Genomic DNA, 14287 nt, shown 5'->3' with positions numbered 1-14287 from the left:
AGGCGCCATGGCCGGGCCCGCACTGCGAACCTTCACGGTCGCCGGCGTGCTGACCGCCACCGCTGTCTTCGGCGGCGTGATCGCGGTGCCGGTCGCCGCGCAGCCGTCCGACTCCGACGGCTCCAGCCAGAGCGCCGACGGTCCCGACAGCGGGTCCGACCCCACCGACGGCGGCACCGGGGGCGATACCGGAAGCGATGACGACGGCGGGAGTTCGAGCGAACCGGAGGCGCCCGCCGAACCGACCCAGGGCTTGCCCGACGACGAACCCGAACAGATCGAGCCGACCCGGATCGTCGAATCCGATCCGGGCGCAGGCACCGGCGGTTCCCGGCAGTCGGAGTCGGTGGTCGAGAGCCCGCGGCCGGCCCCGTCGTTCCGGCTGCCGGCGCCCGAGCGCAACGCGATCAAGCTGCCGTTCGTCAGGCTGCCCGCCGCCGGGGAGATCCCGATGGGCAGCTGGCCCACGCCGTCGACGTTCTACACGACGGTGGAGATCCCGGTGCCGACGCTGACCGAGTTCCTGCGCGCGCTACAGGTCGTTCCGGCCCCTGCGCCGCCGCCCGGGCCGGCGTTCCGCACCCAGGAGGAGGCGCCTGTCGCCGACGCGACCACCGGAACCACCACCGGTGGTGGCGGCGGCGGGGCGGGCGGCGCGTACCCGGAGGCGGTCGTGTTCCGGGCGCCGTTGGTGACCGTGCCGCGGGCCGGCACCCTGGCCGGGAAGCCGCTGCGGCCGGCACCGCAGGCGCCGGGCGCGACCGCCGCCCCCAACGTCACCGCTCCCGGCGTCGCCGGGGTGCGGACCCCGACGATCCGGGGCTCGGTGCCGCCCACACCCGGGGCGACGGTGGCACCGCCGGCCGTCCCGGCCGGCGGACAGGCTCCCCGGCTGGGCGCCAACCCGCGCGGCGTGACCAACCCGACCGTCGCTCAGATCGCGGCGGTCGCACTGCCCGGGGTGGCCGGCTTGATGTTCCTGACGTTCAGCGGCGGCGTGATCGGCTACCGACAGGCCAACAGCACCCGGTTCGTGCGAACCGCAGGAGCGGAGCGCTTCCTGCCTTAGCCCGGCTCGCGCGGTGATTCCTTTCGCGCCGTGCTGGGTAGGTTTCACACCATGACGCTGGCATTCGGCGATTGGATCGTTGACCGCCGCTGGTACGCCGGCCGCAGCCGCAAACTCGCGTCGGTCGTGCCCGCCACGGTGACCCCACTCGAAGATGACCTGGAGCATGTGCTGCTCGACGTGACCTACAGCGACGGCACCGGCGAGCGCTACCAGTTGCTGGTGCGGTGGGTGGACGGCCCGGCCGCGCCGGGGTTCCTCGACCCGGCGGCGGTGATCGGCACGGTGTCGGGTGCCGGCGGACAGCGCACGGCCTATGACGCGCTGTTCGACCCGGAAGCCGCCCGCCGTCTGCTGCGACTGATCGACACCTCCGCGACCGTCGCAGACCTGCGGTTCACCCGCGAGACCGATGCGGTGCTGCCGGTGCACGCGCCGCCCAAGGTGTCGAGCGCCGAGCAGAGCAACACCAGCGTGATCTTCGGAAAAGAGGCCATGCTGAAGGTGTTCCGGCGGGTCACCCCCGGGATCAACCCCGACATCGAACTCAACCGGGTGCTGGCCCGCGCCGGTAATCCGCACGTCGCGACGCTGCTCGGCTCGTACGAGACGTCGTGGGCCGGGCCGGGGACCGAACCGTCGGCGTTGGGCATGGTGGCCGCGTTCGCCGCGAACAGCGCCGAGGGCTGGGACATGGCCACGGCCAGCACCCGTGAGTTGTTCGCCGACGAGGTCGGCAGTGACTTCGCCGACGAGTCCTACCGGCTGGGCGAGGCGGTGGCCTCGGTGCACGCCACGCTGGCCGAGACACTGGGCACCTTCACCGTGCCGTTTCCCGTCGATTCCGTGCTGGCACGGTTGGCGTCGGCGGCGCGGGCCGCCCCGGAGCTGGCCGACCACGTGCCGGCGATCGAGGAGCGCTACCGTGCGTTGTCAGGGCAGCAGGTGCCCGTGCAGCGAGTGCACGGCGACCTCCATCTCGGCCAGGTGTTGCGCACGCCGGAGAGCTGGCTGCTGATCGACTTCGAGGGCGAGCCCGGTCAGCCGCTCGACGAGCGCAGGCGGCCGGATTCGGCGCTGCGCGACGTCGCCGGAATGCTGCGGTCGTTCGAGTACGCGGCCTCGCAGCGGTTGGTGGAGCTGGAGCCCGGCGCGGACGCCGACGGCCGACTGGCCGGCATCGCGCGCAACTGGGTGGACCGCAACAGCGCGGCGTTCTGCGCCGGGTATGCCGCCGTCGCCGGCATCGATCCGCGTGACCACGGGGCGGTGCTCGCGGCCTACGAACTGGACAAGGCGGTCTACGAAGCGGCATACGAGGCCCGCTTCCGGCCGTCGTGGCTGCCGATCCCGATGCGGTCCATCGCGCGCATCCTGAGCTGAGCGCCAGGCTGGCAGCCGTGGTCACCGGGTAGGGCGCCGCCGCTCTACGGCTCCTACACCCGGCCCGCCCGGCCGGTGGGCATGCGGGACAACCCGCTGCCCGCGCGGTGGCCACGGCTGCAACAGCACGATCAAGTTAACACAGCGCCAGGCAAATCCGGGTTGACTCGGCCGAGCTAAGCGTGGTGGCGCGCAACGGCTTTCATCTGAAGTTCGGCTCGGCCCGCAACACCAGCACCGTCCTGGCCGGAACCGGCAAGGTGGCACCGGCCTGGTGGGAGGTGCCCGGCTCCGGGGCGACGGCGGCAACCGAGGACACCACCGGCTCCCAGGACGCGGCAAACTCGTTGGGCGGTAACGTGAAATCGATAGGCTCGTGGTGGGCGTTGAAGAACAGCAGGAACGAGTCGTCGACAACGCGCTGGCCCCTGGCGTCCATGTCGGGGATTCCGTGCCCGTTCAGATACACCGCGACCGATTTCGCGAAGCCGGAACCCCAGTCTTCACCTGTCATCTCGGTGCCGTCGGGCGTGAACCAGGCGATGTCGGGCAGGCCTTCCTGGCCGCGCCGACCTACCGGCTTGCCGCTGAAGAAGCGCCGACGCCGGAAGACCGGGTGTTCGGCCCGCAGTTGCGACACCGCTCGGGTGAACTCCAGCAGGTCGGTGTCGACGTTGCTCCAGTCGATCCAGGTGATCTCGTTGTCCTGGCAGTAGCCGTTGTTGTTGCCGCCCTGGGTGCGGCCGAGTTCGTCACCGTGACAGATCATCGGGACACCCTGAGACAACAGCAGCGTGGTCAGGAAATTGCGCTGCTGCTGTGAGCGCAGCGCCAGGATCTCCGGATCGTCGGTGGGACCCTCGACCCCGCAGTTCCACGACCGGTTGTGGCTCTCGCCGTCGTTGTTGTCCTCGCCGTTGGCCTCGTTGTGTTTCTCGTTGTACGAGACGAGGTCGCGCAGGGTGAAGCCGTCGTGGGCGACGACGAAGTTGATCGACGCGACCGGCCGGCGCGCGGTGCGTTCGTACAGGTCGGCTGAGCCGGTGAGACGGTAGGCGAACTCGTCGAGGGTGGCCGGCTCGCCGCGCCAGAAGTCGCGGACGGTGTCGCGGTATTTGCCGTTCCACTCGGTCCACTGCGGCGGGAAGTTGCCGACCTGGTAACCACCGGGGCCGACGTCCCACGGTTCGGCGATCAACTTGACCTGGCTGACGGTCGGGTCCTGCTGAACGAGTTCGAAGAAGGTGGCCAGCCGGTCCACTTCGTAGAACTCGCGCGCCAAGGTGGAGGCCAAGTCGAAGCGGAAGCCGTCGACATGCATCTCGGTGACCCAGTACCGCAGCGAATCCATCAGCAGCTGCAGCGTGTGCGGGTGGCTGACATTGAGGCTGTTGCCGGTCCCGGTGTAGTCCATGTAGTAGCGCTTGTCGTCGTCGACGAGGTGGTAGTACGCGGCGTTGTCGATGCCGCGCATGGACAACGTCGGGCCCATGTGGTTGCCCTCGGCGGTGTGGTTGTAGACGACGTCGAGGATGACCTCGATGTTGGCCTCATGCAGGGCGCGGACCATCGCCTTGAACTCCTGCACCTGCCCGCCGGGATTCGGGTTCGAGCTGTACTTGGCGTCGGGGGCGAAGAAACCGATGGTGTTGTAGCCCCAATAGTTCGACAAACCCTTCTCGATCAGCGTCGAATCGTTGGCGAAGTGGTGCACCGGCATCAACTCGATGGCATTGACGCCCAGAGACGTCAGGTGTTCGATGATCGCCGGGTGCGCGACGGCGGCGTAAGTGCCGCGGATCTGGTCGGGGATGTCCGGGTGGGTCTGGGTGAGGCCCTTGACGTGCGCCTCGTAGATGACGGTGTCGGCGTACTCGTGGCGAGGCGGACGGTCCACTCCCCAGTCGAAGTACGGGTTGATGACGACCGACTTGGGCATGCTTGCCGCCGAGTCGTCGTCGTTGCGGCTGTCCGGATCACCGAAGTCGTAGCCGAACAGAGACTGATTCCAATCGAAGGTCCCGTCGATGGCCTTCGAGTACGGGTCGAGAAGCAGCTTGTTCGGGTTGCACCGCAGCCCATTGGCGGGGTCGTGCGGCCCGTAGACGCGGTAGCCGTAGCGCTGTCCCGGCTCGATGTTGGGGATGAACCCATGCCATACGAAACCGTCGACTTCGGGCAGCGTCACGCAGGCGGTCTGTTCGCCGTCGGCGTCGAACAGGCACAACTCGACCTTCTCGGCGGCCTCGCTGAACAACGCGAAGTTGGTGCCGGAGCCGTCATAGGTGGCACCGAGCGGGTAGGCCTTGCCCGGCCACAGCTCGAGCGGGATCGTGGTTCCCGGCGAGCCGGCGATTTGTGTCAAGTGGGCTCTCCTGAATTTGTGCGAGGTTCGGCGTTGGCGACGATAGGGGATGCCCACGCCACGGGCAGTGCAACCGTCGGCTGCCTCACACGGCCGCGACGCCGGCCGCGCGCAGTGCGTGGACGGCCTCGTCGGTGCTGTCGGGGGACACCCCGGCCGTCAGGTCCAGCAACACCCGCGTGGTGAAGCCGGCGGCGGCCGCGTCGGCGGCGGTGGCTTTCACGCAGTAGTCGGTGGCGATCCCGACCACGTCGACGGCGTCCACGTCGTGCGCCCGCAACCACTCGGCCAGCGTGGTGCCCTCGGCATCTGTGCCTTCGAACCCGCTGTAGGCGGCCGAGTGATGCCCCTTCTCGAACACCGCCTCGATCGGCGTGGTGTCCAGATCGGGATGAAACTCGGCGCCGGTGGTGTGCGCGACGCAGTGCACCGGCCACGTATCGACGTAGTCGGGGGTGTCGGAGAAGTGAGCGCCGGGATCGATGTGGAAGTCCTTGGTGGCGACCACGTGGTCATACCCCGGCCTCGCGGCGAGCAGGTCGGTGATGCCGCGTGCCACCGCCGCACCGCCGGTGACCGCCAGGGAGCCGCCCTCGCAGAAGTCGTTCTGCACGTCGACGATGATCAGTGCTCTACCTGATGGGCTGTCCGAGGTCACCTGTCCACGGTATCGTCGGCGGAATCGGCCCGCAGATGTGCGGTCAAAAGCAGGTGGTCGAACGTCGACCGGGGCGGCAGGACCTCCTCGTACACCAGCGCCCCGTAGTCGGAGAGCAATTGCTCGGCGAGCAGCCGGAGCTTGATATTCGTCTCCTGGGACCGCCAGCGCAGCAGTTCGAACGCGGCTTCAGAATCGACCCGGTAGATGAGCATCAGCATGCCCTTGACCTGTTCGATCACCGCGCGGTTCTCGGTGATCTCGGCCAGCGCCTCGGTCAGCATGGCCTTGGCCTGCGCGTCGGTCGGCGTCATGTCGACGTAGAACCCGTGCGTGCCGATCAGACGGCCGCCCCCGTCGAGGAGCTGGTCGCCGATCACCACGACCTCGTGGACGTCGCCGCGGGTGTCGATGATGCGGTGACGGGTGGAGAACGTCTGGTGCGTGCGGCGCACCTCGTCCAGCGTTGCCGCGACCTGCTGGCGGTCTTCGGGGTGCTTGTGCGACAGCACGAGTTCGGTCGTCGGCGTCACGGTCCCCGGCTCGTACCCGTGCAGGATCTGGACCTGCTCGGACCACTCCCAGCGCTCGTCGGCGAAGTAGAACCGGAACCAACCGACCCGCTGGGGCGCCCCGCCGACGAGCGCCTGTTCCAGAGAGTCCTCACTCGCCACGACCGAACCCTAACGTGAGAAGCTGCCTGCTCATCCGCCGAACAGCAGATACAGGCCGGTGAACGTGTAGCCCACCATCACCAGCATCATGGCGAGCTGACCGGTGAGCTGGTGCCGGGCGGGAAGCACCGCCAAAGCCTTGTCGTGGGCGGCGATCACCCCGGCGATGTGGCCGGCCACCACGAAGCCGACCTTCAGCGTGGCCAGCAGTGCCGGATGCATGGAGAGCACATACGCCACCTCGGCGTCGGTCTGGCCGAACAACCGGTACACCGTCTGCTGTCCCCGCTCCACCAGATAGGTCAGGTAGTGGGCGAAGACGTAGCCGATGACGATCGGGATCAGCGAATGTGCCAGCAGCCCCGGCAGTTCCCGGCGGGTGCGGGCGTCGACGCCTCCGGTGCAGCGGGCCGCGGCGGTGAAGGTCAGCGCGACGATGCCGACGAACAACGCCAGCCCGGCGGTGCGCACCCCGGTCGCGGCCAGGTCCGAGCCGGTCATGTCGTCGACGAACCCGCGGAACATCGGGGTCGCCGAGAAGCTGTCGTACGCGGTGGATCCGAGCAGCACCGACAGCACGGCGACGACGCCGGGCCGCACCGGCAGCGTCAGCAGGTGGTCGAACGGATTGCCGATCGCGATGCGCCCGTCGGGATTCCGGCGCAGCGGTGACAGGCGCGACGCGACCACGCTGTACACCTCGAAGGGGTCGGCGTTGGCGCACCAGCGGGTGCCGCAGCAGAAGGCGCCGATGATCGTGACCGCGAGGTACACCGCAAGCCACAGCCGGATCGCGCCGAGCGAACCCGGGTCGGGGCTGGCCAATTCGAGCCAGACAAAGGCGAAAAGGCCGGCCGCGGCAGGCCAGTACCCGAGCGCGGCGGGATACGTCGCGCCCAGCGATCGGCGCCCGGTGACCAGGTGCAGCGCGCGCACCGGCGACAGCACCCGCCAGACGGGGCCGAACAACACCGACAGCGCCACCAGCCCGACCCACAGCAGCACGTAGAACACGCCGGGCAGCGCGTTGTCGGCGGTCTGCGGGCCGAGATAGGTTGCGGCGCCGACCCATCCGGTGAGAAGCAGGGCCACGGCGGCAAGCAGCCGGCGTGTCACCGGCGCGTCGACCGCGCGGGTGAGCCACGGCGGCAACGGCCGTCCCGGTTTCGTTGCGGAGAACCGGGGTTTGCGCCACGCCAAGGCCACCACGGCGAAGGTGAACGTCAGTGCCCACGCGGCGCCGATGAGGGCATAGGTGAACGGGATCGGCAGGTCGGCCGAACCGCCCAGGCCGTGGGCCAGCAGTTGTGCGCTCACTGCGGCAGGCTCACCGCACCTGGATCGTCGCGATCGTCTTGTGCAGAGTGTGCAGTTCGACGTCCACGCGTCCGGGCACCTCAGCGGTGAACTGGAAGCTCTGGGCCGGGCCGATGCCGACGTCGAAGCTGTGCTCGGGTGTCGAGTGCACGTGCAGTTCGTCGGTGGCGTCGCTACTGACCCGGATGACGATCGGTTCATTGACCTTCGCCTGCAGCTGGGCGTTGGTCGGGTTCACCTCGCCGCCCGCGATCGTGACGTCGATGACGAGCTGCTCGGGCGGCGCCTGCGCGTCCGATGCCATCGGCGGTTCCGTCGCTGCGGAGCCGGAACTGGTTGCGCCGCTGTCGGAGTCGCTGGTTCCGGTGCACCCGGCGAGCAGCAGCGCCGCCACGCCGAGAGCAAGGACTCGATGTGGTGTCCGATGTGGTGTTGTCACGGTTCCTTGGTGTTGTCGGGTTTGCGCCGGTTCCTGGCGGCGATGTAGACGACCACACCGGCTACGACGATCGCCGGTGCGAACGCCGGCACGGCCAGCCAGATCGGGTGGTCGGCCAGCAGCACGACCTCGGGACTGCCGGTCATGACTGCGCGCTGGGTTGGAACTCCGCCTCGCTGCCACTGGGTTCACTGTTGTTGATTCGTCCAGCGCCCCAGGCGATTCCGGCGACCATGGCCAGGGTGCAGAACAGGACCACCAGGCAGCCGATCAACCACAGCGAGGCCGGGATGTCCGGGCTGCGTTCGCGCTGAAGGATGGTGATCTCCGAGACGAACGGGCGGGTGAACTGCGCCTCGGCGGGCACCTCTTCGGCGCCGATACCGGGATCGCCGGCCAGATAGATCGGCACCGCGGTCAGGGTGCGGCCGTCGTGCACCCGCAGCAGCGTCTTCCAGGTGCCCGACACCGGCATGGGCTGGGTGGAGACGTAGTGGCCGGGGCCGACCTTCTCCAACGGGTCGATGAACTGCCCGCGCTCGTTGGCCAGGCCACCCTGCCACCCGAGCACTGCGACCCAGTTCGGGTCGTCGCTGACGACGTCGGGCGGGTTGAATCGCACGTCGGCGGTGACGAAGCGGCCCTCGCCGGGCCCCTGGGCTTCGGTGAGCGTGACCTGCGCTGTCGCGTCCTGCGGTGTGGTGTAGCGCAGCCCGTTGGCAGCCGCGGCGCCGATGACCAGCACGGTCAACACGACCAGGCTGACGCCGATCGCGCGCCGCGGCAGGCGGCGCCCGGTGAGCACCATGCCGGCCATCGCACCGCATGCCCCGGTGAGGACGGCGACCGGGACGGCCATCCCGAGCGCTTCGGGCCAGATGCTCGTCGGCCAGGTCAGCGGGTAGACCGCGTTGATCCACAGCGACTCGAGCCACAGCCCGACCGTGGCGATGCCGAGCCCGCTGACCGCACCGAACACGATCGGGCGCTTGTACAGCGGAGTGAGGGCGACCAGTTCGACCACGACCGCCGCGCCCAGGTAGAGCGGGAACCAGTTGACCGGCGCATCGAGCACCGGCGCGACGAGGAAGGCGACGATGCCGCGCAGGCCGATCGCGATCACCGCGGCGATCAGCGCGGCGCCCTTCCCGAGGAAAATCCGGGCCATCACCAGCGCCAGGCCCGCGGCGGCGGCGATCAGCATCGGCTGGAACACCTGCCGGAACTGCGGGACACCGAAGTCGAACTCGATCTGGTACACCGAGGCGCCGATCAGCACACCGGCGAAGGCGAGGTACAGAACGAATCTCAGGCCGATGCCGTCGCGCGGCCGATCCGGGCCGACCGCCCGCCTGCCCTCGTACTCGAGGTAGGCCGCGGCCAGCGTGGAGAACCCGGCGCCGCCGATCATCATCAGGTGGGTCGGTCCCCACAGCGTGACGTCCTGGCCGAAGATGCGGTGCCAGATGTCGTCGAGCGGGAAGCCGAGCAGCGCATAGAGGCCGCAGCCGGCCATGACGATGCCACCGACCGGCGCGTACCAGTGGTCGGTGATCCGCACGGCGGCCGGTCCGGGCTTGTCGTACGGCAACACCATCGCGGTGCAGCCGGCCACGAAGATGCCGAACAGACCGATCAGGATGAAGTAGTGGGCGGGGTTGGCCAGCGCGCCGTCGTCGCGGCCGTTGCCGATGTGCAGGCTGACGTCCCAGATGAAGCCGAACAGCGCGCAGATGATCGACGCGGTGAACAGTGCGACCGGCAGCGCCACCCACGGCGGACGTTTGAACAGCCTCCCCGACCAGTCGGCCAGGGAGGCCAGCCAGGTGATCTTGTGACTGCGGTGCAGCCAGCCGATCCACAACAGCACCGCCGAGACGACTGCACCGGCCACCGTCAACAGGACGATCTCGTGGAGGGCGGTACCACCGCCTTCGTGGCCTCCCGACGTCTGGGCCAGAACGGTTATCGCTTGTGAAGGAAACTCCATCGTGATCCCATCCCGCGTACCGGACACCTATATGACTGGTCGGTAATGTTGCCAGAACTGCGTCACGTGAAACCAGGAGTACCGGGTTTGACGTGCCCGTTATTTCCGCGGTGGTCGAAGCACCTTCATCGCCATCTGCATCACCGGTGCGGGGATGCGGTCTTTCATCGAGAGCGCCGACGCGCCCATCTGCGTCCGCACTGGGGTGCCGCGGCCGAACATGCGGTTGATCGGGCCGCCCGTGGGTTCCAGGTCGACGTGCAGCGGCGGTTTGCCGTCCGCGGCGCCGAGCGCATTGGAGATCACGATGCGCTGGATCTCGCTGGTGCCCTCAAAGATGGTGTAGAGCTTGGCGTCCCGGTACCACTTCTCCACGGGGTGATCCTTGATGTAGCCCCACCCGCCCATGGTCTGGATCGCCCGCTCGGTGGCGCGGACTGCGAGCTCACTGGCCGCCAGCTTGGACATCGAGCCCTCGCCGCGTTCGAACGGCACCCCCGTCGCGGCCATCCAGGACGCGCGCCAGGTGAGCAGCCGCGCAGCGTCCAGCTCGGTCGCCAGATCGGCCAGCGGGAACGCGATGCCCTGGTTGTCGATGATCGGCGCGCCGAACGCCTCCCGCCGGTTGGCGTACTCGGTCATGTACTCCAGTGCGGCACGGGCGATTCCGAGCGCCTGCGCGGCCACCATCGGACGGGTCTGCTCAAAGGTACCCAGGGTGGCCGAGCCGGAATGGCGGGCGCCCTCGACCGCCTCGCGCGCGCGGGCAAGTTTGTGGTCCAGCTTCTCCTGACCGCCGAGCAGGTGATCGGCCGGCACCCGGACCCCGGTGAACTTGAGTTCCGCGGTGTGCGAGGCGCGGCACCCCAGCTTGTCGAGTTTGCGCACCATCTCCAGACCCGGAGTGCCCCCGGGGACGATGAAGAGCGCCTGCCCCTTGTGTCCGAGTTCCTGGTCGACGACGGCATTGACGACGTGGACGTTGGCGATGCCGCCGTTGCCGATCCACATCTTGTGGCCGTCGATGATCCAGTCGGCGTCGGCGCCCGGGCCGGCCCGCCGGGCGGTGGTGCGAAGGTTGCGCACGTCGCTGCCGCCCTCGGGTTCGGAGATCGCCAGCGCGGCGAGCTTCAGATCGCCAGGAGTGCCGAAACACTCTGGCGCCCACTGCAGCATCTGTTCGGGGGAGGCGGCCTGCCCGATGGCCGACAGCGCCAGCGCGGGCATCACCACCGCGAGGCCGATGCCGGCGCAGCCCCAGAACAGCTCCTCCATGAACATCGGCAGTGACAGACCGGTCGGGTCGCCGATCAGGTCTCGATAGAACAACGGGCTGTAGAAGCCGCGGGCCGCCGCTTCCTCAAGGACCGGCCACGGGAACTCCTGGCGCTGGTCGTACTCGGCGGCGACGGGACGGACCACCTGTTCGGCGAATTCATGGGTGCGGCGGGCGAGGTCATGCTGGGCGGCGGTCGGAGTGATGTCGAAGGCCACAGCTTTCCCCCCTTGATCGGCTTATCGTGGCGAGTACCCAACGTCGGCGAAAAATCCACCGCGGGGGAAGCGATGAAGATCGGACCGCTGCGCCTTCGGCAACGTGATGCGATCACGTGCGGGCCGACGGTGGCGGTGGTCGCCGGTGCGATGGTGGACCCGGCTTATCGGCTGTCGCTGACTGCGCCCGACGCCGTGGTGTGGTTTGCCGCCGAACAGGGTCGGGTGCACGCGTCGGTGAACCGGGTGTGGCCCAGGGCGTTGGGCACCACGCCGGTGGGGATGGCGCATGCCGTCACCTCGCACTGTCTGGGGCGCGGGGTGAGCTACCGGTGGCGCCCGTGGTGGGGGCGGCGGGACCGGTTGGCCGATGTGCTGGCGGCGGTGCGATCGGGGTGGCCGGTGGCGGTGCTGGTCGGCCGGATCGTGCCCCGGCACTGGGTGCTGATCGTCGACGTGGTCGACGACGTGCTGCAGTGCTACGAACCGTCGTCCGGAGACGTCCGCGGCGTCAAGGTCGATGCAGTGCGCCGGGCACGACTGACCGGGATGGGCTATCCGCGCCCGTTCGCGTTCGTGCTGCCGAAATAGGCGTTCGTGACACCGAATCCGACGTTCGTGCTGCCGGCTAGTCCGGGCTCTCCCGCATGGACGCGTCGTCGGCAACTCCAAGCGATTCGGGCACCGGCCAGCACGGTGGGGACTTCAGACTGGCCAGCGCCAGGCTGCTGATTGCCATCAACACGATGGTCAGGAGCAGGAAATTGGTGTAGCCGCCGAAATGATCCGATGTGGCTCCCGCGGCCAACGGCCCGAACGCGGTGCCCAGCGACAGCCCGGCCACCAGCCCGCCGAACAGCCCGCCGAAGTTCTTCAGCCCGAAGTAGCGCGACGCGAGATAGGCGATGACGTCGACCTCGGCACCGAGCGTCAGGCCGAACAGCGCCGCGGCCACCGTCTGGCTGACCGGGCTGCTGCCGTCGATCAGCAGCGCCGCGCAACCCAGGATCGGCACCAAGTAGGCGCAGGCCCCGACCACGCGTCCGGGGAAGCGGTCCAGCAGCACGCCGACCCCCAGGCGCCCGGCGATCGAGAACACCCCGACCAGCGCCGCCGTGCCCGCTGCAGCAAGCGGTTCGGCACCGGCGTCGCGCAGGATCGGAACGAGGTGGACCACGATGCCCAGCGTGGTGAACGCGAACAGCCCCGCGGCGAGCAGAAGTTTGTAGAAGGTGGCAGAACGCAGCCCCTCCCGCAGCGTGAGGCCCGGCAGGTCGGCCGGGCCGCAGGGCGCGGCGGCAGGGGGTACCGCGGTCCGGACCCGCGCGGGGTTGTCGTCCCGCGCGCCGCCGCCCCGCGCCACCTTGGCATCCTGCACGCCACGGAAGAAAAGCCAGACGACGACCAGCACGAGACCGCCCCACACCGCACCGAGGCCGAAAAACGCTCCGCGCCAGCCCCATTCGTCGATGAAGGTGGTCGCCAGCGGAGGGAAGACCGCCGCGGCCAGCGATCCGCCGGACAGCGTGACCGCGAAGGCCAGACCGCGGGAGGCCTCGAAGCGGCTGGCGACCGCCGAGGTCCACACCGTGGTCTGGACCCAGAACGCGGCGAACGCCAGCAGCGCCCACAACAGCAGCCAGTTCGTCATCGACCCGGTGGCGGTGCCCAGCAGTGCGAACGCGCCGCCCATCAGCGCGACGCCAACCAGGCCGACCCGGCGCGGACCGAGACGGTCGACGGCCAGACCGATGGGCATGGCGGCGACCGCGGCTGCCATCCCCACGATCGTCAGACCCGCCGAGGCCTCGGCCCGGCTCCACCCGAACGTCTCCTGCAGCGGCTGCATGAACGCACCGAGCGAATAGACATGGATGACGCCGATCGAGTAGCCCAGGCCGGCCGCCACCGGCAGCGGGCCGTAACGGCGCCACTCGGTGAGCGCCCGGCGCTCCGTCTCAGCCATGCCGGCCCCTTGTCAGTCACGCGCTGCCGTGTTGTGCGCTGTGCGAGTGCTCAGGATTCTAGGGCGACGGCTGGTGCGGTTGCCGGCTTACGTCGGGATCGGACCCGCCTCGGCGATGCGACGCTGCGCGTCGCCGACCGAGATGCGCAGCCGGCGGGCCAGCACCTCGGCCCACGGCGCTCCGGCGAACTCGACCGGCGGGGGCCCGGAGACCATCTGCGCGAGCAGTTGCCGCTGTTTGACGGCCAGCGTCTTCTCCAGCGCGTCCAGCCTGACCAGCAGGGCCCGCTGATCGACCGGCCGTAACGCGGTGAACGGTAGGGCGGAGACCGCCCGGTGCGCGCGATCGACGGCGTCCAGCGCCGCGATCCATTCCTTCTTCGAACTCATGTTCGACAGCCTAGATCCGGGGTCCGACACGCGCCGATACGCTGGGGAGATGACGAGAAAGCTCGCCACCGCCGATGTGGTCACGTTGCCCGAGTTGCTCGATTTCATCGGACCCCGGCACCGGATGATCCTGACCACCTTCCGCGCCGACGGCTCCCTGCAGAGCTCTCCGGTCTCGGGCGGGGTGGACTCCGAGGGGCGGATCGTGATCGCGAGCTACCCGCAGCGCGCCAAGGCGGCCAACATCACAAGGCGTGCGCACGCGAGCGTGGTGGTGCCCTCCGACGAGTTCAACGGCCCCTATGTGCAGGTGGACGGGCCCGCCGAGGTCGTCGACCTGCCCGAGGCGCTGGAGCCGTTGGTCGAGTACTTCCGCGCCATCGCCGGAGAGCATCCGGACTGGGACGAGTACCGCCAGGCGATGCTCGACCAGCGCAAGTGCCTCATCCGGGTCACGCCCGAGCGCTGGGGCCCGGTGGCGACCGGGGGATTCCCGCCTCGTTGACAGGGCCGGGCCACGGGGAGGCCGGACAGGACGGCCG

At 69.2% G+C, this 14287-nt stretch carries 14 protein-coding genes; 4 read left to right on the top strand and 10 right to left on the bottom strand.

The window, feature by feature from the left end; all coding sequences use genetic code 11:
- Positions 1-7: 7 nt before the first annotated feature.
- Together KXD97_RS06170 and KXD97_RS06165 are read left to right on the top strand one after the other, a co-directional pair.
- On the top strand, positions 8-1069 hold the full coding sequence (locus KXD97_RS06170; protein ID WP_260755892.1) for a hypothetical protein: 1062 nt from the start codon (positions 8-10) through the stop codon (positions 1067-1069).
- Between the two features lie 51 nt (positions 1070-1120).
- A complete protein-coding gene (locus KXD97_RS06165) occupies positions 1121-2452 on the top strand; it encodes a maltokinase N-terminal cap-like domain-containing protein (RefSeq protein WP_260755891.1) in 1332 nt (443 codons plus the stop codon).
- Between the two features lie 202 nt (positions 2453-2654).
- Here the strand turns inward: KXD97_RS06165 and glgX are convergent, their stop codons facing one another.
- The 8 genes from glgX to KXD97_RS06125 form a co-directional block, all read right to left on the bottom strand.
- Positions 2655-4817 carry a glycogen debranching protein GlgX gene (gene glgX / locus KXD97_RS06160; RefSeq protein WP_260755890.1) on the bottom strand — a complete coding sequence of 721 codons (2163 nt, stop codon included), beginning with the start codon at positions 4815-4817 and terminating at the stop codon, positions 2655-2657.
- Positions 4818-4902: 85 nt separating this feature from the next.
- Positions 4903-5475, bottom strand: a complete 573-nt coding sequence (locus KXD97_RS06155) for an isochorismatase family protein (protein WP_260755889.1) — start codon at positions 5473-5475, stop codon at positions 4903-4905.
- Positions 5472-6149, bottom strand: a complete 678-nt coding sequence (locus tag KXD97_RS06150) for a PAS and ANTAR domain-containing protein (RefSeq protein WP_260755888.1) — start codon at positions 6147-6149, stop codon at positions 5472-5474. Before KXD97_RS06150 ends, KXD97_RS06155 begins: the two co-directional genes overlap by 4 nt.
- 30 nt (positions 6150-6179) lie before the next feature.
- On the bottom strand, positions 6180-7466 hold the full coding sequence (locus tag KXD97_RS06145) for a hypothetical protein (RefSeq protein ID WP_260755887.1): 1287 nt from the start codon (positions 7464-7466) through the stop codon (positions 6180-6182).
- Between the two features lie 10 nt (positions 7467-7476).
- Entirely contained in the window at positions 7477-7905 is a 429-nt protein-coding gene (locus tag KXD97_RS06140; RefSeq protein ID WP_260755886.1) for a hypothetical protein, read from the bottom strand.
- A complete protein-coding gene (locus tag KXD97_RS06135; RefSeq protein WP_260755885.1) occupies positions 7902-8051 on the bottom strand; it encodes a hypothetical protein in 150 nt (49 codons plus the stop codon). The genes KXD97_RS06140 and KXD97_RS06135 overlap by 4 nt, the downstream gene beginning before the upstream one ends.
- The gene (locus tag KXD97_RS06130; RefSeq protein WP_260755884.1) at positions 8048-9895 is read right to left on the bottom strand and encodes a hypothetical protein; all 1848 of its coding nucleotides are present in this window, start codon (positions 9893-9895) and stop codon (positions 8048-8050) included. Before KXD97_RS06130 ends, KXD97_RS06135 begins: the two co-directional genes overlap by 4 nt.
- A 99-nt stretch (positions 9896-9994) precedes the next feature.
- Complete coding sequence (locus KXD97_RS06125; RefSeq protein ID WP_260755883.1) at positions 9995-11389, bottom strand: acyl-CoA dehydrogenase family protein; 1395 nt, start codon at positions 11387-11389, stop codon at positions 9995-9997.
- Between the two features lie 72 nt (positions 11390-11461).
- Between KXD97_RS06125 and KXD97_RS06120 the strand changes: the two genes are divergently transcribed.
- Positions 11462-11980 (top strand): hypothetical protein, encoded by a 519-nt coding sequence (locus KXD97_RS06120; protein ID WP_260755882.1) that lies wholly within the window; start codon positions 11462-11464, stop codon positions 11978-11980.
- 37 nt (positions 11981-12017) lie between these two features.
- Here the strand turns inward: KXD97_RS06120 and KXD97_RS06115 are convergent, their stop codons facing one another.
- Positions 12018-13355, bottom strand: coding sequence for an MFS transporter (locus tag KXD97_RS06115; protein ID WP_260755881.1), 1338 nt, complete (start codon positions 13353-13355; stop codon positions 12018-12020).
- An 87-nt stretch (positions 13356-13442) separates the two neighbouring features.
- The gene (locus tag KXD97_RS06110; protein ID WP_260755880.1) at positions 13443-13745 is read right to left on the bottom strand and encodes a DUF222 domain-containing protein; all 303 of its coding nucleotides are present in this window, start codon (positions 13743-13745) and stop codon (positions 13443-13445) included.
- Positions 13746-13794: 49 nt separating this feature from the next.
- Here KXD97_RS06110 and KXD97_RS06105 point away from each other — a divergent pair, with 49 nt between their 5' ends.
- Positions 13795-14250: a PPOX class F420-dependent oxidoreductase gene (locus tag KXD97_RS06105; protein ID WP_260755879.1), complete on the top strand. Its 456-nt coding sequence runs from the start codon at positions 13795-13797 to the stop codon at positions 14248-14250.
- Positions 14251-14287 lie beyond the last annotated feature (37 nt).

Source organism: Mycobacterium sp. SMC-8, assembly GCF_025263565.1.
Classification (GTDB): Bacteria; Actinomycetota; Actinomycetes; order Mycobacteriales; family Mycobacteriaceae; genus Mycobacterium.
Note: the sequence above shows the minus strand (reverse complement) of the source record. Positions and strands in the feature narration are given on the sequence as shown.

Excerpts from the sequence above, each read along its gene's own strand:
- KXD97_RS06170 (WP_260755892.1), top strand. The coding sequence starts at position 8 with ATGGCCGGGCCCGCACTGCGAACCTTCACGGTCGCCGGCGTGCTGACC.
- KXD97_RS06165 (WP_260755891.1), top strand. The coding sequence starts at position 1,121 with ATGACGCTGGCATTCGGCGATTGGATCGTTGACCGCCGCTGGTACGCC.
- KXD97_RS06135 (WP_260755885.1), bottom strand. The coding sequence starts at position 8,051 with ATGACCGGCAGTCCCGAGGTCGTGCTGCTGGCCGACCACCCGATCTGG.
- KXD97_RS06130 (WP_260755884.1), bottom strand. The coding sequence starts at position 9,895 with ATGGAGTTTCCTTCACAAGCGATAACCGTTCTGGCCCAGACGTCGGGA.
- KXD97_RS06120 (WP_260755882.1), top strand. The coding sequence starts at position 11,462 with ATGAAGATCGGACCGCTGCGCCTTCGGCAACGTGATGCGATCACGTGC.
- KXD97_RS06115 (WP_260755881.1), bottom strand. The coding sequence starts at position 13,355 with ATGGCTGAGACGGAGCGCCGGGCGCTCACCGAGTGGCGCCGTTACGGC.
- KXD97_RS06110 (WP_260755880.1), bottom strand. The coding sequence starts at position 13,745 with ATGAGTTCGAAGAAGGAATGGATCGCGGCGCTGGACGCCGTCGATCGC.
- KXD97_RS06105 (WP_260755879.1), top strand. The coding sequence starts at position 13,795 with ATGACGAGAAAGCTCGCCACCGCCGATGTGGTCACGTTGCCCGAGTTG.